This is a genomic window from Janthinobacterium breve (assembly GCF_051380895.1).
GTDB lineage: Bacteria > Pseudomonadota > Gammaproteobacteria > Burkholderiales > Burkholderiaceae_D > Janthinobacterium.
On the sequence record NZ_JBNYXY010000009.1, the window covers coordinates 329355 to 351004 of the forward strand.

General features: G+C 60.6%; 25 protein-coding genes. 11 read left to right on the plus strand and 14 right to left on the minus strand.

All coding sequences use genetic code 11. The features are described from left to right. The first annotated feature begins 53 nt into the window (after positions 1 to 53). Positions 54 to 275, plus strand: a complete 222-nt coding sequence (locus tag ACQ4W0_RS19850) for a hypothetical protein (protein ID WP_436578315.1) — start codon at positions 54 to 56, stop codon at positions 273 to 275. A 13-nt stretch (positions 276 to 288) separates the two neighbouring features. Here the strand turns inward: ACQ4W0_RS19850 and ACQ4W0_RS19855 are convergent, their stop codons facing one another. The 11 genes from ACQ4W0_RS19855 to ACQ4W0_RS19905 all read right to left on the minus strand — a co-directional run bounded on the left by ACQ4W0_RS19855 (position 289) and on the right by ACQ4W0_RS19905 (position 7976). Next, positions 289 to 534 carry a hypothetical protein gene (locus ACQ4W0_RS19855; RefSeq protein ID WP_436578316.1) on the minus strand — a complete coding sequence of 82 codons (246 nt, stop codon included), beginning with the start codon at positions 532 to 534 and terminating at the stop codon, positions 289 to 291. An 82-nt stretch (positions 535 to 616) separates the two neighbouring features. Then, positions 617 to 922: a hypothetical protein gene (locus ACQ4W0_RS19860; RefSeq protein ID WP_436578317.1), complete on the minus strand. Its 306-nt coding sequence runs from the start codon at positions 920 to 922 to the stop codon at positions 617 to 619. A 233-nt stretch (positions 923 to 1155) separates the two neighbouring features. Further along, positions 1156 to 1362 (minus strand): hypothetical protein, encoded by a 207-nt coding sequence (locus tag ACQ4W0_RS19865; protein WP_436578318.1) that lies wholly within the window; start codon positions 1360 to 1362, stop codon positions 1156 to 1158. A 106-nt stretch (positions 1363 to 1468) separates the two neighbouring features. Next, positions 1469 to 2038, minus strand: coding sequence for a manganese efflux pump MntP (mntP, locus tag ACQ4W0_RS19870; RefSeq protein WP_436578319.1), 570 nt, complete (start codon positions 2036 to 2038; stop codon positions 1469 to 1471). A 57-nt stretch (positions 2039 to 2095) separates the two neighbouring features. Further along, the gene (locus ACQ4W0_RS19875; protein WP_436578320.1) at positions 2096 to 2950 is read right to left on the minus strand and encodes an undecaprenyl-diphosphate phosphatase; all 855 of its coding nucleotides are present in this window, start codon (positions 2948 to 2950) and stop codon (positions 2096 to 2098) included. A 95-nt stretch (positions 2951 to 3045) separates the two neighbouring features. Then, positions 3046 to 3912: an alpha/beta hydrolase gene (locus tag ACQ4W0_RS19880; protein ID WP_436578321.1), complete on the minus strand. Its 867-nt coding sequence runs from the start codon at positions 3910 to 3912 to the stop codon at positions 3046 to 3048. A gap of 87 nt (positions 3913 to 3999) precedes the next feature. Continuing rightward, positions 4000 to 4641 carry a hypothetical protein gene (locus tag ACQ4W0_RS19885; protein ID WP_436578322.1) on the minus strand — a complete coding sequence of 214 codons (642 nt, stop codon included), beginning with the start codon at positions 4639 to 4641 and terminating at the stop codon, positions 4000 to 4002. A 95-nt stretch (positions 4642 to 4736) separates the two neighbouring features. Then, positions 4737 to 5063: a hypothetical protein gene (locus ACQ4W0_RS19890; RefSeq protein ID WP_436578323.1), complete on the minus strand. Its 327-nt coding sequence runs from the start codon at positions 5061 to 5063 to the stop codon at positions 4737 to 4739. 25 nt (positions 5064 to 5088) lie between these two features. Next, positions 5089 to 5778, minus strand: a complete 690-nt coding sequence (locus ACQ4W0_RS19895) for a hypothetical protein (protein WP_436578324.1) — start codon at positions 5776 to 5778, stop codon at positions 5089 to 5091. A gap of 97 nt (positions 5779 to 5875) precedes the next feature. Next, entirely contained in the window at positions 5876 to 7546 is a 1671-nt protein-coding gene (locus ACQ4W0_RS19900) for a DUF6138 family protein (RefSeq protein WP_436578325.1), read from the minus strand. 112 nt (positions 7547 to 7658) lie between these two features. Further along, positions 7659 to 7976: a hypothetical protein gene (locus ACQ4W0_RS19905; protein ID WP_436521749.1), complete on the minus strand. Its 318-nt coding sequence runs from the start codon at positions 7974 to 7976 to the stop codon at positions 7659 to 7661. Positions 7977 to 8151: 175 nt separating this feature from the next. On the opposite strand from ACQ4W0_RS19905, the gene ACQ4W0_RS19910 reads away from it, so the two are divergent. The 3 genes from ACQ4W0_RS19910 to ACQ4W0_RS19920 all read left to right on the plus strand — a co-directional run bounded on the left by ACQ4W0_RS19910 (position 8152) and on the right by ACQ4W0_RS19920 (position 10571). Next, positions 8152 to 9297: a sensor histidine kinase gene (locus ACQ4W0_RS19910; protein WP_436578326.1), complete on the plus strand. Its 1146-nt coding sequence runs from the start codon at positions 8152 to 8154 to the stop codon at positions 9295 to 9297. A 15-nt stretch (positions 9298 to 9312) separates the two neighbouring features. After that, positions 9313 to 9570 carry a DUF1488 family protein gene (locus ACQ4W0_RS19915; protein ID WP_436578327.1) on the plus strand — a complete coding sequence of 86 codons (258 nt, stop codon included), beginning with the start codon at positions 9313 to 9315 and terminating at the stop codon, positions 9568 to 9570. Positions 9571 to 9878: 308 nt separating this feature from the next. Beyond that, on the plus strand, positions 9879 to 10571 hold the full coding sequence (locus ACQ4W0_RS19920) for a DUF3334 family protein (protein WP_436578328.1): 693 nt from the start codon (positions 9879 to 9881) through the stop codon (positions 10569 to 10571). A gap of 274 nt (positions 10572 to 10845) precedes the next feature. On the opposite strand, the gene ACQ4W0_RS19925 is transcribed toward ACQ4W0_RS19920, so the two are convergent. Continuing rightward, complete coding sequence (locus ACQ4W0_RS19925) at positions 10846 to 11559, minus strand: hypothetical protein (protein ID WP_436578329.1); 714 nt, start codon at positions 11557 to 11559, stop codon at positions 10846 to 10848. A 710-nt stretch (positions 11560 to 12269) separates the two neighbouring features. On the opposite strand from ACQ4W0_RS19925, the gene ACQ4W0_RS19930 reads away from it, so the two are divergent. From ACQ4W0_RS19930 to ACQ4W0_RS19955, 6 genes are all read left to right on the plus strand, one after another. Beyond that, positions 12270 to 13553 carry a sigma-54 dependent transcriptional regulator gene (locus tag ACQ4W0_RS19930; protein WP_436578330.1) on the plus strand — a complete coding sequence of 428 codons (1284 nt, stop codon included), beginning with the start codon at positions 12270 to 12272 and terminating at the stop codon, positions 13551 to 13553. 368 nt (positions 13554 to 13921) lie between these two features. Continuing rightward, entirely contained in the window at positions 13922 to 15469 is a 1548-nt protein-coding gene (locus tag ACQ4W0_RS19935; RefSeq protein ID WP_436578331.1) for a hypothetical protein, read from the plus strand. 78 nt (positions 15470 to 15547) lie between these two features. Beyond that, positions 15548 to 15982 carry a hypothetical protein gene (locus ACQ4W0_RS19940; RefSeq protein ID WP_436578332.1) on the plus strand — a complete coding sequence of 145 codons (435 nt, stop codon included), beginning with the start codon at positions 15548 to 15550 and terminating at the stop codon, positions 15980 to 15982. 32 nt (positions 15983 to 16014) lie between these two features. Then, positions 16015 to 16719, plus strand: coding sequence for a C39 family peptidase (locus ACQ4W0_RS19945; protein WP_436578398.1), 705 nt, complete (start codon positions 16015 to 16017; stop codon positions 16717 to 16719). Positions 16720 to 16748: 29 nt separating this feature from the next. Next, the gene (locus ACQ4W0_RS19950) at positions 16749 to 17252 is read left to right on the plus strand and encodes a hypothetical protein (RefSeq protein ID WP_436578333.1); all 504 of its coding nucleotides are present in this window, start codon (positions 16749 to 16751) and stop codon (positions 17250 to 17252) included. Positions 17253 to 17367: 115 nt separating this feature from the next. Next, a complete protein-coding gene (locus ACQ4W0_RS19955; protein WP_436578334.1) occupies positions 17368 to 18705 on the plus strand; it encodes a transporter in 1338 nt (445 codons plus the stop codon). 49 nt (positions 18706 to 18754) lie between these two features. On the opposite strand, the gene ACQ4W0_RS19960 is transcribed toward ACQ4W0_RS19955, so the two are convergent. Continuing rightward, complete coding sequence (locus tag ACQ4W0_RS19960) at positions 18755 to 19303, minus strand: DUF2939 domain-containing protein (protein ID WP_436578335.1); 549 nt, start codon at positions 19301 to 19303, stop codon at positions 18755 to 18757. 194 nt (positions 19304 to 19497) lie between these two features. Beyond that, positions 19498 to 19755 (minus strand): hypothetical protein, encoded by a 258-nt coding sequence (locus ACQ4W0_RS19965; RefSeq protein WP_436578336.1) that lies wholly within the window; start codon positions 19753 to 19755, stop codon positions 19498 to 19500. A gap of 285 nt (positions 19756 to 20040) precedes the next feature. Between ACQ4W0_RS19965 and ACQ4W0_RS19970 the strand changes: the two genes are divergently transcribed. Beyond that, positions 20041 to 21639, plus strand: a complete 1599-nt coding sequence (locus tag ACQ4W0_RS19970; protein WP_436578337.1) for an ABC-F family ATPase — start codon at positions 20041 to 20043, stop codon at positions 21637 to 21639. Positions 21640 to 21650: the final 11 nt, after the last annotated feature.

A 21650-nucleotide genomic window follows, 5' to 3' on the forward strand; every position in this document is an offset into this window, starting at 1 on the left:
GGCGCACAGTGGAAGCCAGTCAGTTGGCTGACGTTTCTTGCATCGGAGGAAATATGTCTTTTGAGAATCCCACCATCCACAAAGGTTTTACCATCAGCGCCACGGCCAGCCAGCGCCGCGATGGCCGTTGGGTCGGTTCGTATGTCAGCCAGAACCAGGCGCGCGGCGCATATGCCGATACCTGCGATTACGATGATTGCAGCAATGAAAAAGAGGCGCAGCAACTGGCGCTGTCCGTCGGCTGGCGCCTGGCCGATGGCATACAGGCACGTTAAGCTGGGCGCTGCATCAGCTGTTACGCTGCAAGGCCACCAGCAAGCCTGCCACAGGGAAGAGCAGGGCGGCGGCCAGGCGTACGGCGCTCAGTGTAGCCGTCTCCACACCCAACACGTGCGGCAGGGCCAGCAGTAAGAGTGGAGCGGGCACGGCGATGGCAAAGAAAAACAGGTACCACGAGTAGCCATTCTTTTTAGCCAGCAAGGCAATCAGGGCGCAGCCGATCAGGAAGACCAGCGGTAAATTCACATATTCCATGGTGACGCACTCTTGACAATGGGAACATGATTATACTTGCCGTCCGCCCACCCGGGTGGCGCCGCTCGTGGCCTTGCCAGTCTTAATTGCCGACCAGGTCAGGCGGTTGTGGCGCCTGCTTGCCGCCGGCCGGTGCATCGGCGGGCAGCAGCGCCGTGATGGCCTTGCTATAGATGAGTTCCTGGGCGTAGGCCGATGCCTCGATCAAGGCCGCATGCACGGACTTGAAGCTGCTGAGCGTTTCAATCAGCATGGGCTTGGCGTACACCTGCTGCGTATCGCCGCGCTTGCCGATCAAAATCATCCCCCTGTAGCGCCCATCCTTCTCCAGCGCCGCCGCCACATGAAATTCATAGCCCCTGATCTGGTGTTTTTGGTGCTGATCCATGTCTCCCGCCTCCAGACCTGATTGTCGTGGCCCAGACCTTTTTATGTGTATCGAACAGCTGAGTGTTTGATCCGTATCAATACGTTCCTTGAAAGCGTTCAACTAGCGTATCGACGCTTTCTGCAAGCGTAGCGAGCGGCGGTGATTTGTGGCTGAAAAGCGCAACCGCACTAAAGTGCGGTGAGCATCGCCAGCCGCAAGGCGCCCCGCGCAGTAGCTTGCGGCAAGCGTTATCATCCAGCGCGAATGGCGCGGATCTGCTGGGCCGTTTCCTCGATCTCCCGATATGCTTCCTGCACATAACCATTGATCGGGTGCCCGTCCATCCACTCGAAATAGGCGCGCTCATCGTGCTTGATGGCAAAAGGGATGTGATGGTCGCGTATCGATACGGCCGTTTCGCGCACCAGCGAGGCAAAAAGCAGCTCCAGAGTTTCCATGGTGGTCACCTTGCGAGACAGGAATGCAGAGTCATGAATGTAGCACAAAGCGCGCCGCCCGCCATGCCGGCACCTGTGGCGTGCGCGCCCGTTGGTCGGCCCATCCTCAGGCCGGATGGCCGATATGTTCGTATAAAATCACGCAGCCGATGATGATCAGCACCAGGCCGCCCACCAATTCGGCGCGCCGGCCCGCCACCGTGCCCAGCACGCGGCCCAGCATCACGCCCAGGGTCACCATGACGAAGGTGGAAAAGCCGATGGCGGCAGCCGTCACGACGATGTTGGCGCCCAGCAAGGCCAGGCCAGCGCCCACTACCATGGCGTCGATGCTGGTGGCCAGGCCGGTGATGGCCAGCACCCAGAACGAATGCGACTGCGCGGGCGCTTCTTCCTCGTCGGCGTCGGAAAGGGCATTGCGTATCATCAACAGGCCGATGATGCCCAGCAGGCTGAAGGCGATCCAGTGATCCCATGCTTCCACGTAGGGCGCTGCCACGCTGCCCAGGGCCCAGCCGATGATGGGCGTGATGGCTTCGATGACGCCAAAAATCAGGCCCGTGCGCAGCGCCTCGCGCCATTGCGGCTTGTGCAGGGCGGCGCCCTTGCCCACGGCGGCCGCGAAGGCATCGGTGGACATGGCAAGGGAGAGGGCGGCGGTGGCGGCGAAATTCATCGTTGGCTTTCAGTGGAGCTGGCTGGGATGTGTGTACAAACTGGAAACCCGGCGATTTTACCCTACGTACAGCACCACCAAGGAGGCCAGCAGGCAATAGGCGCCAAAGAAATGCCAGCGCCCCTGCTCCAGCCAGCGCGACAGCCAGCGCAGAGCCAGCAAGCCGGCCAGGAAGGATAGCAGCATGCCCAGCAGGCTGGGGCCCAGCAGGTGCAGCAGGCTGTTGCCGTGTTCCAGATGGTCCAGGCTACCATTTGCCACGGCCTGGTAGAAACGCCAGCCTTCCTTGACCAGCACGGCGGGCGTCAGCACCACGGCCAGGGCAAAGCTGAATTCCTCGGCCCGGCGCTGCGGCACGCCCATGGCGATGCCGGCGGAAATGGTGGCGCCGGAGCGGGAAAAGCCCCGGAAGGGCAGGCACAGGCCTTGCACTGCGCCGATCACCATGGCCTTGCCGATGGACAGGCTGCCGCCTTCGCGCGCCTTTAGCCGCGAGGAAACGATGATCAGCACGCCGGCGGCGGCCAGCGCGGCGGCCATCAGTTTGGCGTTGCCGAACAGGTGCTCGATTTCAAAGCCGGGCGCATCCTTGCTCATGATGTGCGTAATGCCCTTCAGCAAGCCGAAGCCGACGATGCCCGTCAGCGCAGTGGCGGCCACGAGCAGCAACACATTGCTGCGGAAGGCGGTGGCCGAGCTGAAATAGGTGGCGCGCCAGGATTTCCAGAAATACACGATGACGGCAAACATGGTGCCCGTGTGCAGCATCACCAGCAACATGGTCAGTTCCGGTGACGTGGGGTCCAAGCCCATCCATTTTTCCGCCATGATGACGTGGGCGGAGCTGGAAACGGGCAGCAGTTCGGCGAAGCCCTGGACGATGGAAAGAATAAATAATTGCAAAAAGCTCATGGGAATCTGGACTCAGGCGGGGGAAGATGGGCCGCCGATTTTACCCGCCAGTGACGGCGGGCGCGTCCTGCGCCAGATTACAGTTTGTCCATGTTTTATTGGCTGACCGGCAACTGCGGCTTGAACACGGCGCGGAATGCCTTCAAGGCGGCCGGGTGATAGATCGTGCCATGGCTTTCTTCCGGCATCTTTTCCTGGTGCCATTGCAAGCCGTGCGGCGCCTGTTTTTCCAGCACTTCGGCCAGGCGCTGCACTTCAACGGCGATGCCCGCTTCGCTGCTGGAGGCCAGGTAGAGGGTGTGCTTGCCTGGCTTGCCCTTGGCCAGCAGGGCTGCCGCTTGGCGCGGCAGGGCGCCATGGTTCCACCACAGGCTGGGGTCGAACGCCAGGTAATGGTCGAACAGTTGCGGTTCCAGCAAGTACGTTTCCACCACGAACAGGCCCGCCAGCGATTCGCCGACGATGGCCGTTTCACCTGTTGTGCGGTAGCGCCGTTTGACTTCCGGCATCAGTTCATCGCGGATGAACGCCCGGTAAGCGGACGCGCCGCCCACCACGGGGGCGATCTTGCGGTCTTCGCTACTGTCCGTCGGCCCCGTCAGATCGCGCCGGCGCTGTGTGTTTTGCATGCCGACCAGCATGAAGGGGCGCATCGTGCCATTCGCCACCGACACTTGCAGCAAGCCGGCCACGTGCAGGAAATCCTCCGCCACGCCGCCGTCCGGCATGTACAGCACGGGTAACGGTGCGTCGGGCGGCGTATCCCAGGCGCGCGCCATGTACACATTGATGTGGCGCTTTTCCTTCAGCGCCTGCGAATCGATGACAAAGCTTTCGCCGATGACCAGCGGGGTGGCGGTGCTGGCGGCCGCGGCCGGTACGGCATGGGCAAGGTGGAAGGCGCTGCCGGAGGCAAACAGCAGGGTGATGGCAAGGTGTCGTGCAAAACGTGAAAGGCGCATGTTTTCCTGTGATAAGTTGTTGAATCGATGGCGTATGACTCGTATGGTCATGCCATCGGGCAATTTTATCTTATCTTTGACGCAGTATTACTTGATCGTCAAGAGTTCCCGTTCGAGCACGATGCCCGCCTTGTCCACCGTATAGGCGACCAGCAGCGCGCCATCGTCGACGCAGGCATGGCAGCTCTTCAGGGGCGTGGAAAACAGCAGGCGCTGGCCGCCATCGTCGGTGGCCGTGCTGCCGACGAAATCGGCGGGGGCAAACGGCACGGCGTCCGGGTGGGCGGCGGTAAACGCGCGCCAGGCGGGTGTGGCGCGGTCTTCCTCGCGCACGGAGTCCTCGTCGACGTCGATGGCCGCGCCATCGCTGCCGATCAGCAGGCTGCCTTCATTCGTGTTGGCGCGGAAAGGATAGGTGACAGTGGCCAGGGCCACCTTGCCCAGCGGGCGCCAGGCGGAGATGAAGCCCGCCTTGTTTGCCTTGACCAGCATCCTGGCGGCGGCGATCGCTTGCGGGCGCGCGCCGGCGCGCTGCATGGTGCGCAGCAGGCAGACGTCGGGCGCGGAGTGCGATTGCCCGCTGCGGCAGGCCGACAGCGAGCGTTCCGTCCACACGGCGCGCGCGTCGATGGGGCCCGTCTCCCGGGCATGGGCCGCCTGCATGGTGCTCAGGGCGGAGCAAGCAAGGACGGCGCAGCCGAATGCGTGACGGGAAAATCGTGTGGGCATGGTGGGGCCTTTCAATAGCGGAAACGATAGAGTTTCCGATTATAGGAGGGGGCGGCGTGCTTGCGCGCACGGCTGGCGGGCCGCTTGCGCCTCGATTAACGCTTTTTTGCCGCCGCCTGGCGCAAGGCCCTGGCTTCCTGCTTGTTGAGTATGTGCGGACGCGTGGCCAGCTCCGCCTTGACAGCGGCGATGGCGGCGCCGAACAGCTGTTCAGCCTGCTCGACGCTGGCGCCCGCATAGTGCTGCTGGTTGGATTGGGCGGCGCGCAGCCGGCGCAGCAGCGCCAGCAATTGCTTGCCGTGCAGGCCAGGCAAGTCCTGCGCCAGCACTTGCCTGGCCACCGCGCCTTCCACATGGTCGGGGTCGAGCAGGCGCAGCAAGGCCAGGCCGGCGGGCTGTGGTACCGGAGTGAATGTGTTCATCCGGCCATTCTAAACGACGCCAGGATTACAGGTAATCCCAGATTTCATCGAAAGTTTCGCGCGCGAAATCGTTGCGCCAGGCTTCCGTATTCTTTTCGCGGCTGACGGCAAACACGGCGCGCCACGTCTGCTTCGGTGCACTGGTGTAGCTTGCGGCGATCTTTTTCAGGCCGGCCGTGCATTGCTCGACCTTGCAGCCGCTCTTCGCCAGTTGCTGGGCGGCAGCCGCCCATGCCACGGGCACCTTGACGACCTGGCATTCGAAGCTGACGGCGGCCGTCTGCATGCCGTTTTCCACCGTCACCGGGTCCGCCTTGGTGGCCTGGCACGCGGCGCCATTCTTGGCGGCGATGACATTCGCGGCCAGCAGTTCGGCCGCCGGTGTCACGGCTGCCTGCATGGCGGCCGGGAACAGGTCGGCAATCAGCTTGCCAGTTTCCGTTGGAAACTTGGCATCCGCTTCTTTCAAGGCGCTGTACGACGCGTATTCGGCGCTTTGCTTGCCCGCCAGGCGGGTGGGACGCAGGTAGGCGTTGAGCTTGGCGACGCTGGCTTCATCCTGGTTGATAATGGTCTTGATGTACAGGTTGGCGACGGCTAGCGGCGCGAGTTCCACGGCGGTTTCGGCGGCGATGGCGGGTTGGGCCAGCGCCACGGTAGCCGCAAAGGTGGCTGCCAGCAGGGCAGCGCGCGATGTTTCTTGTGTTTGATGCATGTATTTTCTCCACGATTCGACGTCAGGCGCCAAAAAATGCCTTACGGCAATTCTGGCGCGCGCATTATATATGGTGAAAGTCATAACGTTGCGCACATTAGGCGTCCGCCTTGCTCGCCGCTGCCAGCAAGGCCAGCAGCAGTTCCTTGCGCGGGCCCTGCGCCTTGCGGGCCAGGGCCGCCAGTTTTTCCAGCTTGCCCCAGACCGGATACAGCATGTGCTCCACCAGATAGCCTTCCAGCCCCTGCAGTTGCTGGCAGAACAGTTCCAGTTTTTCTACCTCCTCCAGTTCCGCCTGTATCCTGACTTTTGCGTTATCCGTGCATGCGCGCAGACATGTGGCCAGCACGGGGGCAGAGTCGCGCGTGACGCCATGTTTTTCGGCAAAGGCGGCCGTGAACTGGTCTTGCACGGACTGGTGTTCTTCGTCGATGTTGGTCATATAGTGCTGCACCAGGGGGAAATAGCGCGCATCGAGCAAGCCCAAGCCGAACGTGGCGTAAGTGCCGGGCATGCAATTCTTTTCCCCTTCCGTGTCGGCATAGAATTCGAACTCTTCGATGGCCGCGCGCGCATACGCTTCCAGCTGCGGCTGCAGGGCTGCATAGGCGAGGGCGTTGGCAAAAAAGCGGTGCGTGTCGGACTTGGCCAGGCCTTTCAAGGGAAGATATTGCTTCACCTTCGATTTGAGTTTGATCCGGTAGCTTTTCGGGAAACCGTTCTGCAGCAAATGCGTGATGAACGCCAGCGCCTGCGCATACGCGTCTTCCTCTTCCCGGGCGATGCTGATGCTGATGGTGGCAAACACATCATTGGCGCGGCATTCCAGTAGTGCATTTTTTACATGGATGTCGCCATCGGGGAAGCTGCCGCTGCCTTCTGCCAGCATGCGCACGGCCCGTTCGCTGCCCAGTTCGCGCGCGATTTCCAGGAATTTCAGGCCTTTTGATTTGGCGTAGCTCGGTTCATGGCGCAATATCATCACCGCGCCATACAGCAGCAGGTCGATCGGTTGCAGCGCCTGTGTATTGGGCGTCGCGCCCGTTTTCAAGGTGTATTCCGTGGTGCAATAGGCCGATTGCTGCACATCATAAAACTGCGGCAGAAATTGCTGCTCCGCCCAGGCCGACACGGCCTGGATGATATCGCTGCGATGTTCTGCCAGCGCCTGCGGCCGTGACTTGTTCAGCTGCTCGATGCGTTCGAATTGCGCAATCGTCCAGGCGATATCTGGCTGCGGAAACAGGTAAGGATCGAGCAGGTGGCGCGTCAGGAAAAACGTTTCCAGCTTTTTTGTCGGCCTGCTGCCGCGCTCGAGTTTTTGCGTGATGTAAGTGTGTATGTGCTCGAGCAAGGTTTGGCGCTTGCCTTCGTTGACGTAGTCGATCAGCTTCAGGTGCAGCTTGCCCTGTGCCGTCTGGAATTTGCCGCGAAAGCTGAAGCGGTAGTCGATCAGTGGCGTGTCGGCCAGTTTCTCCAGCTTCGCTAGTACCATGGCAGCCAACTGGGGCGCGATGGTGTCACGCACGACGGCTTCGTCCAGGCGCGATGACGTCCTTGGCGCGAAGTCATCGGTATCAGTCAGCTGGAAATCGTCGGCCGTCGTGCGTCCGGGTATGTAGTCGAGCAAAAAATCATTAAAGATACCCATCTGCAAGGTGGTCCGGTTCACGGCGGCTTCCAGGTCGGTACGCTTCAAGCGCTCGACAAACCACGCCTCCACGGCCGCCATCATTTCCGCCGTTGCCTGCTCTAAAAGTGTATTCATTGACTTCCTTGCATTGCGCGTGACAGTGCCACCGGCTGCCGTCACGGTCATGTTTAATATAAAGCACCATTTTAGGTGTTCGTGCCTGGCCGCAACAAGGGCCGCACGGTTGTCAGGAAGGGGCGGTAAGGAAGCGTACATCGATATCATCGGACTGCGGTCCCACGGTGATCGTGGTATGCCAGCCGGAAGGCTTGTCTTTGCCGTCAAACAAGGCGATGCGCGTGTGGACAAACAGGACCGAATACACGCCCGATTTCATGTCGCGGTTCAAGTCCCAGTGCATCAGTTCGATGGCTTCGCCTATGCGCGGCAAATGGGCGCCCGGCGGTAGCAGAATGTTCTGGTTGATGAATTCCCTGCTCGGGCCCGGTTCCTTATGGCGTGGATCGATGTAGCGGAACGAGACGCTGGTAACGATGTTTTGCATGCGTAGCACCTGCTTGGTTATGTATCTGATGACAATAGCACATGGAGATGGCCGGCGCGTGCGCTGCACGGCGCCAAGTGGGCGTGCGCGCAACTATGTTCGGTAGCAGACGGTACTTGTCAGCTCACCACGCTAGGCTTGCTTATTCTTAATCATTGAGATTGCTGGAAACGCCATGATGCATCTATTCCTAGCTGAAAATCGCGCCGAGCTGGAGCGCCGTTGCCGAGATAAAGTTGCCAAGAGGCCGCTGCGATTGCCGACCGATCAACAGTTGCAACATGGCATACCCATCTTCCTTGATCAGCTGATCCGCACCCTGAAGGCGGAGGAATCGGGCCAGATGGCGAAGAGCCTGGCCATTTCAGGCCCCGCCGATGGCAATGCGCTGGCGACATCGGAATTGGCCGACAGCGCCACCACGCACGGCGGGCAGTTGCTGGCGCTGGGCTACTCCGTCAGCCAGGTGGTGCACGATTATGGCGACCTGTGCCAGGCCGTCAGCGATCTTGCCGTAGCGCTGGGCGAGGAATTCGCCGTCGAGGAATTCAGGACGCTGAACCGCTGCCTCGACAACGGCATTGCCGAAGCCGTATCCGAATTTACCCAGCGGCGCGACGTGCTGATTGCGAATGAACAGGCGCTGGCATTGAGCCAGCGCATCGGCTACTTTGCCCATGAACTGCGCAATCACCTGGGCACGGCCAGCCTGGCCGTCGCGGCCATCAAGCAGGGCAGCATGGGCGTGACGGGCGCGACTGGCGCCGTGCTCGACCGCAGCCTCGTGGGTTTGCGTACCCTGATTGACCGCTCGCTGGCGGAAGTGCGTGTGGAGGCGGGCCTGACCTTGCAGCGTTCGGTGTTCTTCCTGAGCAACTTCATCAGTGAACTGAGTTATTCGGCCAACCTGGAAGCGGACTTGCTGCGCTGTATCTTGGTTGTGGAAGAGGTTGCTCCCTTGCTGCAGCTCGATGCGGACCAGGATTTGCTGCTCTGTGCCGTGGGGAACCTGCTGCAAAATGCCTTCAAGTTTGGCGCGCCGAATGGCACGGTGGTGCTGCGCGCGTATGCACACGGCGAACGGATCAGGATCGAAGTGGAAGACAACGGCGCCGGCCTGTCGCCGCAGGCCGCAAATGACTTGTTTTTGCCCTTTACGCAAGGCGGCGCCAACAAGACGGGCCTGGGCCTGTCGATAGCCCGGCGCAGCGTGGAAGCGAATGGCGGCACCTTGAGCATGGAAAGCGTGCCTGGCCATGGCTGCGTCTTCATCATCGACCTGCCCCGGCATGCCGCTGCTGTCGCCACGTTCGCCACATGAACGGGCGCGGCGGCCATGCCCTATGACATTCTGCGTGACAGCATCGCGCTCGAGCCGGCAGGCGAGGCCATCCGCTTTCACCTGGCCGTTTTCGGGGTGGAAAAGTCTTGCCGCATCACCGTGACGGCATTGCGCAGCCTGGACCAGAGTCAGGGCGGCGACTTGCTGACCATCTTCGACACCCACCGCCTGCGCATTGGCCAGCGCGCCTTCGCGTATCTGAGCCGCGATCTGCTGGTCAGCAGCGTGGTCTTGCGGGCACTTGATTTTTAGTTACTATTTCCTGTGCTGACGCCCATGCCCTGGCCAGATATGGTATTTCGGCACAGATCGTCAAGTAAATGCAGGTATGGCTGGACGGAAATGTTACATCTGGGTATTCTGCGCATCTGATACTTATTTCTATACAGAAAAAGGTAAGAGGGCGGTTCGTGCCAGCGGCAACGCGGCTCGCACGGCCAGGCAAGGTCAGGCATGCAAAGGTGAAGTCGTCCGCTTGCTGAGCGAAACTATCGTGTTTCGGCGCGCGACGGGCAGGGAAACAGTGCTGTCATCTTTAAAAATAGTAGGAGAGGTTGCTCATGGATGCAGAAAAGGATGTTGTGTACGGTACAGAAGATTTGTTGATGAGTTTGTGCAACTCGGTGGTTCGGGTGCTCAACGTTGCAACGCAAAGCAGAGTCAATTATTCAGGCATGGTGCAGCGCATCACCAAGACCGGCCTGAAGCCGGACATCGGTTGCTTCGTGATGTTCGATGGCGGTTTCACGGGCCTGGTGGTGCTCAATTTTGCCGCCGATACGGCGATGGAAATCTACGAGCGCTACATGTTGCACATGGGTATGCCGAAGTCGGAACTGGCCAATTTCTACACGTCGGACGAAGTGTCGAACATCATGGGCGAGCTGATGAACCAGATCGTGGGCGACTTCACGGGCAAGGTGCGGCGCGAACTGCAAACGAATATCACCCAGAGCCAGCCGAAGATGCTGGTGCTGAACAAGCAGGTGATGCTCAGCGTTGACACGCCGCTGGACCGCCCGGAAATGCGCCGCGTCACCTTCTACACGGAAAAGAACAACATTTTCTATCTGGAACTGGCGATCGACCGTACCGAGTTCATCAAGTTGCACGATTTCGATTCGCGCGAAGTCGATACCGACTCGCTGATGGATACGGAATACGCAAACCGCGAACGCGGTGCCGCCCCGGCGCCGGCAGTGGAACCGGAAGACGACGACAACGCCGACTTGCTCAAGTCGCTGGGCATGTAAGCGGGCCTTGCCACGAGCGGCGGCATGCTTGCCGCCGCTCGTCGATGATGTTTGCCTTGCGCAAGCTGTCTGGCAAAAATATACCGCCCCGAATACCAAACACAACACATAGCGGGCCGCCGATGCATGCCAGGGCCGTATCTGACGCCATGTCAAAGAACATGCGGCACAGGGGCGCGATTAAAAAAGCATACACGCCCGCTGTCGCCAGCACGCTGCAAGTGAGGGCGTCGGCATTCCTTGCTGTCCTGATGATCTAGTTGAAATTCATTGCTTATCTCATTGCCGGCCATGCCAGCACATCGTGCGCGCCGCCGCGAGACTGGGCGGGGGGCAACGACGATACTTGTTCCAGCCGCCGTACTCCCGCGATGCCGCTCTGCTGGCCATCATCGAGCGACCAGTATTCGAGCGCATACACATAGCTGCCGTCGACGATGGTCAGCGATTCCTTCTGGCGTCCGTTGGGCGCCTTGTAATACAGGCGCCGCGCGGGCCTGCCATCCACCGTCTGCTTGAACGCCTGTGGCGAAATGGTGACGCGCTTGCCCGTCTTGCCTGCCATCGACATCGCCGTGATCGTCACGTAGGCCCTGTCCGGGCACCGGGCCAGCAGGTGGGCGCCGCTCAGGACGGTGGCTTGCGCTTGTTCCAGCGGAAAACCGAACGGCTGCACGCCGACGATATCCATGCACCCCATCTGTTGCGCCAGGGCAGTCAGCGCGGCCGGGTCGAGCGCGCTGCTGAAGTTTTTTTCTTCGGCCTGCGCCAGGCCCAGCGCCCAGCGGCGTTCCAGCTCGGCCAGCGAAATATCGCTCGCCACGGGCAGAGGCGCGGGGGCGTCCGGATCGGCGGCGCTGGACGTTTCCGCCTGCATGCGCGCGGCCACAGAGTGGCTGCGTTCGGCTTGATTCAGCGGGCCGGCAGCAAGGCCCGTGTTGGCGAGGCAGGCGGCGATGGCCAGCGTAAAAACATGTTTTGTCAGCATAGGGTCTGGTGGGATGCGTCTTTCTTGATGAAAAAAGGTGTCGAATGACTTTCCTGCGCCTTGCCGGTCAGACGTAGATCGGCGGCGCGCAAACACAATCAGCATGTCCGGGGAATATGTTTCAACGTCAAATCAGCGGGCTATCTATTTGGCGCTCTATTTTCTGGAAAACGACAGGGTGTATTAAATGTTGGAAATATTAATTTCTAATTTGAAATGATTTGTGCTGATTTGATGTCAATGGGAAATGTAATGTGGCAGAGAATACCAACACTTATAAAAGAAAAGTATTTTTTAGTGCCACATTGATATACATTAATAAGATTGTCACACATATACACAGATCTCGCTACCTTGCCAGGGAGCTGTTCCATCGCGTGCGCCTGTTTGCCAGTCATTATATTAAGTCATAGGCTGCCAGGGTTGTGCTATGCACTGCAGATAGTTGCTTGTGCAAGCTGTAATGGAGCTTTTGGCTGTAATGGTGTGTAATTTGCAGCATCCTTTTCATTGGTTTTTATCATTCCGGAAAGCAAGACAGGCTTGCATGAGTGCCACCGTTTATTTGGCTGCCCGGCACGGCGCTTCTTCTTGCGGGACGCAGCGGCGCGATATTTTCTTTTGATTACAGTCCATTCGGAGGCTGGATGTTGAAACGACAGTTATTGTGTATCGATTTGAGTGGCAATGGCTCGCTGCATGAGGCAGGCATGCAGCAGTTTGGTGTGGCGTGGGAAGGCTGGAAAGTCTGCACCATGACGAGCTTGACGGCTGCCGCGCGGGCGCTGCGCACGCAGGCGTTTCCGGTTGGTGTACTGATTTCCCCGCTCGACGGGCTGGGAGAAATCGACAGTTTCCTGCATCAGCATTGGGATATGCAATGGGTGGGCATTTTTCCATCACGCGCCTTGCAGACGGCTGCATGCCGGCGCCTGGTACGTGACCATTGCTATGATTATCACACTTTACCTGTCGACATGCTGCGGCTGCGGCATACCCTGGGCCATGCTTATGGCTACGCCACTTTGCGCGAGATGCCGGACGCGCCACTGTGTGCGCTGGAGCAGCCTGATATGTCGCTCATGGGCAGTGGCGTCGCCATTTGCCGCTTGCGGCGCCAGATCCTCAAGGTCGCCGGCGCCAACGCGCCGGTGCTGATCTGGGGCGAGTCGGGCAGCGGCAAGGAACTGACAGCGCGAGCCATACACGTCCATTCCGCGCGCGCGGCGGGTCCCTTCGTGCCCATCAATTGTGGCGCGATTCCAGCTGGCCTGGCGCAATCCGAGCTGTTCGGCCATCAACGGGGCGCATTCACGGGGGCCACGAGCGACAAGCGGGGCTTGATCGAGTCGGCGGCCGGAGGCACGGTACTTCTCGACGAGATAGGCGACTTGCCGCTTTCCTTGCAAACCAATTTGCTGCGCTTTCTGCAGGAAAAGACAATTTACCGTGTCGGCGCCACGCACAGTACGGCCGTCGACGCACGCGTCATTGCGGCCTCGCATGTCAATTTGCTGGAGGCGGTGAAGCAGGGGATGTTTCGGGAAGATTTGTACTACCGGCTCAACGTGCTGGCGCTCGATGTCCCCCCTTTGCGCGAAAGAAAGGAAGACTTGATGTTGCTGGCGAACCATTTTTTTTCCGCCTATGTGGCGGAACGGGCGCCGATGGTCAAAGGCTTCAGCAACGCTGCCGTCGAAGCTATTTGCAACCATTCCTGGCCGGGCAATGTGCGCGAATTGATCAACCGCGTGCGGCGCGCCATGGTGATGGCGGAAGGCAGGGCGATCGGACCGCAGGACCTGGGCTTGTCCGTTGCGGACGAGCCAGGCGCCGATGTTGCACTCGACAGTATTCGCTGGCGCGCGGACCGTGAAGCCGTGCAGGCCAGCCTGTTCAGTGCCGGCAGCAACATCAGCAAGGCCGCGCGTGACCTGGGCGTGTCGCGCATGACGCTGTACCGGATGATCAAAAAGCTCAATATTGAATGTTGAACCTGACGCCTGAGGGGCAAGTCTCCGCCATGCGTGCGCATCGTTACATCTGAAGGGGTGTAACAGGATTGAGACAGCGGCGCGACGGGTATGCCATCTTGCAAGTGCTTGATTCAGCGCAGATATCTCTATTTTTACAAGCGGGGACAGAAAAGCAGGTGGCGCATGGCTGTGACAGTTTCCAGGCCTCAGTCAGCCAAGTTTCCGATGGGGAATACCATGCATGCCTGCAGTCATCGAATAATGCGTTTTAATTCAATGGCTTGCTTAAGTTGATTATTGCTGGCACCAAATATGCAGTGTAGCTGTGGACCCGACGCTTCAGTCTGGTGCCAGCATCCTAATTAACTTCTAAAGAGGAAACTGCAATGAAAAGAACTCTCATCGCGGCAGCGATAGCGCTGGCCTTCGGTTTCAGCGCTCATGCCCAAAACAATGGTACGACCAACGTTGACGATGTCACGGGTGTCAATACCCAGACAGCGAGCAATTCCTCTGCGCAGTCCGGTGCCGGGCCAGGGGCCAACGCGCACTCCACCGCTACGCAAGACAATAACTCTGACCAGAATAACGACAAGAGCACGGGGCAAAACAATAGCAGCGGCAATGCGAGTGCCAGTGCGCTGGGTTCATCGGCGGCAAACAATGGCGGCACCAGCAGCAATAGCGTGGCAAATGCCTTCAATACATCGACGGCAACGGCAGCGAGCACCCTGAGTGGTGCGGTGTCGGGCAACAGGGTGACTAACATTGGCAATGTCGCCACCAATAATGGCAATACCAGCGGCGGCACAGGCAAGGGCGGCATCGGCGGCAGCGCACAGGGGGGCGATGCCTACGGCAAGGGCGGCTCGGGTGGTGCTGCCATGGGGGGCGATGGCGCAGCGGGTGCGAAAGGCGGAAGCGCCAGGAATGGCAGCGCCATCAATGGCGCCGCGATTGTGGGTGACAGCACGGCCGGGGCAGGTGGCGCGGGCGGACTGGCCAAGAACGCCACCAGCGGGGATGCCGGTGCCGGCGGCAAAGGCGGCGCAGGTGGCAGCGGTGCGGCCGGCGGCGATGTGTATGGCGGTAACGGCGGCAAGGGCGGCTTGGCAGGCGATGCCATTGGCGGCGCAGGCGGCAGTACTGGTCGCACGACAGGCGGCAACGGCGGTGATAGCGGCAAAGGCATCGGCGGTGCTGGTGGCGACGGTGGTAGCAGCCGCAGCGCCGCTGGCGGCTCTGGCGGCAGTGGCAGTGCCGGCAGTCTGGCCAAAAATTCGGGTGGTGGCTTCTCCACATCGACGGGTGGTACCGCGACGGGCGGCGCCGGTGGTGCCGGCGGCACCAATACGGGTGGTGCTGGTGCCGCAGGCGGTGCTGGTGGCTCCGGTGCTGGCGGTGCTGGCGCTGCGTTGACGAGCACGGGCGGCGCCGGGGCTGCGGCAACAGGCGGTACCGGTGGTGCTGGTGGTGCCGGTGCGGCCGGTACCAGCTCTGGCGGCAACGGCGCCGCGGGTGCAGCGGGCGGCAATGGCGGCGGCAGCGGGCTGGCGCAAAACACGGGTGGCGCCGGTGCGGCGGGCGGCAGTTCGAGCAATGGCAGCGCAACAAACGGCTCGCCTTCGAACGGCAGCGCTATTGCCGGTGCGGGTGGTGCGGGCGGTGCGGGCGGTGGCAGCAATACCGGTGGCGCCGCCGGTAGCGGTGGCAGCAACACTGGCGGTGCGGCAACTGGTGGTGCGGGCGCTGGCGGCGCTGGCGGTGCCGGCGGTGCGGTGGCCGTGAATGCCGGTATGTTCGACATGTCCAACACCATGAGCGGTACCGCGCAGTCGGCGGCAGGCTTGTTGGTCATCAGCCAGAACAGCGGTATTTCTTCGCTGATACAGCAAAGTGTGACGGTGCAGGCCAATCTGGCAGTGGGACACTAGGCTAGCGGCTGCTTGGTGTCAGGCTCCGCCGTGGCAATGCTGCGGCGGAGCATCGCAAGTCTGAACAAGGGGATGAGCATGCGCCTTTTCTTTCATTCGATATGCTGTGCCAGCCTGGCCTGCCTTTCCACAGGCGCCATGGCTGCACAGGAAGCAAGGGCGTTGCCCTTGCTTGCCGGGCCAGAGCTGAGTCTGCCGATTATTGCTGCTCCGACCACGTCGCTGACCGCGCTGATGCCGCTGACGGTGGGTGGAACGTTTGCCGGGGGGCTTGGCCGGGCCGCTGGCGAATACGCGCTGGATCAGGCGCGTGGCGGTACCGATACGATCACCAATGAAGCGCGGCTGAGTGGCTTTGTCACCGGCAACTCGGCCAGCTACGTCAGCACGGGAGCCAACACGATCGATGGCGCCGCATTTGCCAACGCCGCCGGCATCCCGATCGTCATTCAGAACTCGGGCGCCAATGTGCTGATCCAGAACGCCACCATCATCAATTTGCAGTTGCGCTAGGCATGGCCACGACCCGCCCATTCTCGCTGTTCATGCTGTGCTTGCCTTTGTTTGGCGGCCTGGCATCTTCAGGCGCCCGCGCGGCCGATATCGGCGCATTCGGCGCCCGCTTTGATGTGCCGCTGGTCAGCATGCGCGAGGCGCGTTTTCAGCGCACCTTGCACCAGCAATACGACTTCAGTTGTGGTTCCGCCGCGGTAGCCACCCTGCTGACCCATCATTACGACTATCCTGTGACGGAAGAGTTTGTTTTTGAGCAAATGTACCAGCAAGGTGATCAGCAAAAGATTCGCAAAGAGGGATTCTCCTTGCTCGATATCAAGCATTTTCTTGCCGCCCGTGGCTTTCTGGCCGACGGGTTTCAGTTGCCGCTGGATAAATTGGCTGAGGCGGGTTTTCCCGCCATCGTGCTGGTGGCTGAAAAAGGCTATCGGCATTTTGTCGTGGTCAAGGGGCTGAACCAGAGTCGCGTGTTGATCGGCGATCCTGCCGGCGGCACCCGTGCGATGCCGCGTGCCAGCTTCGAGGCAATCTGGCAGGGCCGTTTGCTGTTTGTGATACATGGCCGTGCGACGCCGTCCGCACCGGGCCCTGTGGCTGACGTGGCGATGCAGGCTGCCCGCTTCAATGATGCCGATGACTGGCGCGCGGCGCCGCAAGCGCCACTGGGACTGGCGATCAGCCGCGTTGGCCTCGATCAGATCACCATGCCGAAGAATGACGGTGGGAATTTCTAATGGCGGGCAAACGCCACGCTGGAGGATGTATGCACAAGAAAGAGCGGTGGATGGCTGCCAGCCTGGCGTGCCTGCTCGTTGCCACGCAAAATGCTGGCGCCGTTCTGCCGTCAGCGGGATGGACGGCGGTCAGCGAAGAAACGCTGGAGCAGGCACGGGGCGGTTTCGACATGCCAGGTGGCCTGAGCCTGTCTCTTGGGATAGAGCGCCTGGTCAGCATCAATGGCAATGTGGTTTCCAGCGTGGCGTTCACGATTGCCGACGTGGCGCACTTAAGCGTCGAGGAAGCGAATCTGGCGCGTACGGCAGTGGCGTCGATGAATGTCTTGCAGAACGGCGCAGGCAATGTGTTTTTGCCAGGTCCGATGGCACAAACGATGGCCGGTACCGTGATCCAGAACAGCTTGAATGACCAGGTCTTGCGTACCCAGACGATCGTCAATACCAGTGTGAACAGTCTTCAATTGCTGAAGCTGGCGAATTTTCAGGACACCTTGCAAAATGCACTAGGCACGGTGGCAGGTCCCAGATAGGGTTTTCAGCAAGCCGCCCGGATTCCCCGGGCGGCATCGTGCAGTACGCCGGGCCATTGCTGTTGTGCTGCCAGGGCCGGCTACTGACAGGCAGGGCTTGTCATCGGGAGAGACTATGCGGCATCTTTACTTACTGCGATTTGGCACGGCGGGTGTATCGGCTTTGCTGCTATGTACAGCCGTTCAGGCCCAGCAAGCACCCGGCGCCGGCCAGGACGATCTGGCGGCGCAGCTGGAAAGCCTGAAGGCGCAACTGGCAGAACAGCGGCACCTGCTGGAGGCGCTGCGTACATCGATGCATGAGCAGCAGCGCCGCATCGATGTGTTGCAAGGCAGCGAACCTGTCGACAATAGCCGCCTGGCCAGGCAGCGGGGCACGGGTTTGCGGGCGGCGTACTTGTCGCTGGCGGACCTCCAGGACGCCGGGTCCGCTCCGGAGACGCTTCCACCATCGACGCCCCAGCCCGTGGGGCAAGCGCCCAGCCGGCCCATCCGGCCGCCGGAAGTGGCGCCCCTGTTCGAGCAGCCCGGGGTGCTGACGCCCAAGGGGACATACGTGCTGGAACCGTCGATGCAATTCGGTTACTCGTCGAGCAACAGGGTCGCCCTGGTCGGCTACACCATTATTCCCGCCTTGTTGATCGGTCTGATCGATGTGCGCGAGGTCAAGCGTAATACCCTGACCGCCGCGCTGGCCGTGCGCACCGGCTTGACCAACCGTCTGGAAGTCGAAGCCCGGGTGCCTTATGTGTATCGCTCGGATGCCACCGTCAGCCGCGAACTGTTTACCGGCACGGCCTCGGAGCGGGTGTTCGACACCAGCGGCCGCGCCTTGGGCGATATCGAGGTGGCCGCCCGTTACCAACTGAACGATGGCGGCGCCGATAAAGCGTACTACGTGGCCGGGCTGCGCTTCAAGTCGCGCACCGGACGCGATCCGTTCCAGGTCGTTACCGACTGTACGCAGCGTTGTGTGGGCGAGAATGCGACTGGCACGGGCTTGCCGCTGGACTTGCCCACCGGTTCCGGTTTCTATTCCCTGCAGCCCAGCCTGACCTGGCTGTTTCCCTCCGATCCAGCCGTGTTATTTGGCAGCATCAGCTATCTGCACAGCTTTAAGCGCACCGACGTCAGCCGCCTGGTGCTCGATGGCGTGCGCGAACCGCTGGGCACCATCGAGCCGGGGAAAATTTTCGGCGTGAATTTCGGCATTGGCCTGGCGCTGAATGAAAAGGCATCGCTCAGCCTGGGCTACGATCACAGCAGCGTCGGACGCACGCGTCAGAATGGCGTGACCGTGCCAGGTTCCGTGCGCACGCAGCTCGGTACCTTGCTGATGGGGTTTTCGTATCGCCTCAGCAAGGACAGGAGCTTGAACGTGTCGGTGGGCGCCGGTCTGACGCGCGATACGCCCGATGTTTCCATATCGGTCAGGTTGCCGATGACCTTTTGATTGCGGGCGGCGGGCAAGGCAGCCCCGGCAGGCTGCCGCTGCCGCGCTGCTAGCGGCCAGCCATCGCCGAGGCAATCTCGATCGAACTCAGCTTCCAGCCCCACACGCCGTGGCGTTGCAGGACCAGCGCGCCGTCCTGGCGGCTGCCGTCCTGCGCCCGCACGATGAAGGTGTTCGCGCCGGCATAGCCTGCGGAATATCGGGCTTTTTTCTGCGCGCCATCGGCGGGCGCATCCGCATTGCCTTCTGCTCCCGCCTGCGGGCTGACGGCGCTCTTGTTGACCAGCGCCACTACGCCGGCCGGGGAAACCATGGTGTCGACCATTTTGCCCAGCATGGCGCTGGCGATCGACTGGCCCAGGGCGGCCAGCGGGTTGCCGCTACCGGCGGTCGCCTCGATGCTGCGGGCCATGCTCGCTTCCAGCTGCGCCTTGACGCTGGCGCGCAGGGCGGGGAAGTCCACATGCCCGGCCAGGGCTTCGGCGTCGCGCTCGGCCAGGGCGGTCTTGATCTGGCGCAAGGCGTAATACGGCGACGCATAGGCGGTGGCGGCGATGGCAATGGCGGCCACGGCCGCCGCGATGGTGATTTTTTTCAAGTGATGCCTGTGAGGTGAAAAGTGATGGGCGTGTATCGCACCATTTTACCGTGCGCCTGGCGGCGCGGTGCCATGATGGTCTGCGCTGCAGACCCGGTCGTGCCGCATGGCGTATCGGGTCGCAAGCGATGTGCTTGTCACGTCCTGCCTGGCGAAGGCTGCGTGCCAGTGCGCCAGTCTGATGCAGGCCGGGATTACGGCTTGCCTGGAATCGACCCTGGCGTCTGAAAGGAGTCGAGGAATTCCTTGGTATCCACGGTTTTTGCTTCCGTGCTGCTGCCGCAATTCTTGGCGATCCATGTGCCGAGCGAGACATTAGAGCTGGGTTTGCATTTGATGGCGGCGAGCTTGGGCGCGCCGTCGGCCGCAGCGGGTTCGGGGGTCGCGCAGCCAGCGAGCGATAATGCAGAAATACTGATCAATAAATAATGGTAACCAGAAAACAATTTCATGCTTATTGCCTTTCGTGACGATACACATTCGTTGAAGAGGAGAGTTGATTGTAACAAAACATAGATCATTTGCTATGATATTTTTATCGGGCAATATTGCGTAAGGGAATGATCGTGCTGCTTGATGGAAATATCGGCCATCGGCGCGGTGCGAAGCGCCATGCCCTTCCTGCTTGCGCCCAGCGGCTGTTTAAACTTGTCTCTATAGAGGGAAGAGGGGCGGTGCTGTATAATGGGAGAAAAGTACCTAACTACCTGTTTTCACTGGATAAAGACCCAATACGAATGCTATCTACAGCTAATATTACGATGCAGTTTGGCGCCAAGCCATTGTTTGAGAATATCTCCGTCAAGTTCGGCGACGGCAACCGCTATGGTTTGATCGGCGCCAACGGCTGCGGCAAGTCGACGTTCATGAAGATCCTGGGTGGCGACCTGGACCCGTCGGGCGGCAATGTCATGCTCGATACCAACGAACGCCTGGGCAAGCTGCGCCAGGATCAATTTGCCTTTGAAGACATGCGCGTGCTCGACGTGGTCATGATGGGCCATACGGAAATGTGGGCCGCCATCCAGCAGCGCGACGCGATCTACGCGAACCCGGATGCGACCGATGACGACTACATGCAGGCGGCCGATCTGGAAGGCAAAGTGTCCGAATACGACGGCTACACGGCCGAATCGCGCGCCGGCGAACTGCTGCTGGGCGCGGGTGTTGCCATTGATCTGCATCAAGGCCCCATGAGCAATGTCTCGCCAGGCTGGAAGCTGCGCGTGCTGCTGGCACAGGCGCTGTTCTCGAACCCGGACATCCTGCTGCTCGACGAGCCGACGAACAACCTGGATATCAACACGATACGCTGGCTGGAAGATGTGCTCAACGAGCGCAACTCCACCATGATCATCATTTCCCATGATCGCCACTTCCTGAACCAGGTCTGCACCCACGTGGCCGACATGGACTACGGCACGCTGAAGATTTACCCGGGTAACTACGACGAATACATGTTCGCCTCGACCCAGGCGCGCAACCAGCAGCTGGCCAACAACGCGAAAGCGAAAGACAAGGTTGCCGAGCTGCAGGAATTCGTGCGCCGCTTCGCCGCCAACAAATCCAAGGCCCGCCAGGCGACATCGCGCGCCAAGCAGATCGAAAAAATCAAGGTCGACGACATCAAGCCATCGTCGCGCGCCTATCCGTTCGTGCGTTTCGACGGCGAAAAGAAATTGCACCGCCTGGCCGTGGAAGTCGAGAATATCTCGAAGGGTTTTGACCGCCAGCTGTTCAAGAATTTCAGCATCATGGTCGAAGCGGGCGAGCGCATCGCCATCATCGGCGCCAACGGCGCCGGCAAGACCACCATGCTGCGTTGCATCGCGGGCGACATCGCCGGCCTGCAGCCAGACCAGGGCCGCGTGAAGTGGGCGGAAAACGCCAACGTCGGCTACATGCCGCAAGACCCGACGGAAGATTTCGCCAAGGATACCAACCTGACCGACTGGATCGGCCAGTGGACGAAAGAGGGCGACGACGACCAGGCCGTGCGTTCCATCCTGGGCCGTTTGCTGTTCGGCGGCGACGATGTGAAAAAAGCCGTCAAGGTGTTGTCCGGTGGTGAAAAGGGTCGCATGATGTACGGCAAGCTGATGCTGGGTCGCCACAACGTGCTGATGCTCGATGAACCGACCAACCACATGGACATGGAATCGATCGAATCCTTGAACATCGCGCTGGAAAAGTACGCGGGCACCCTGATCTTCGTCTCGCATGACCGCGAATTCGTGTCCTCGCTGGCCAACCGCATCATCGAGATCAAGGAAGACGGCATTGTCGATTACAGCGGCAATTACGAAGATTACTTGAAGAGCCAAGGCATCGATTAATTCGATGGGTT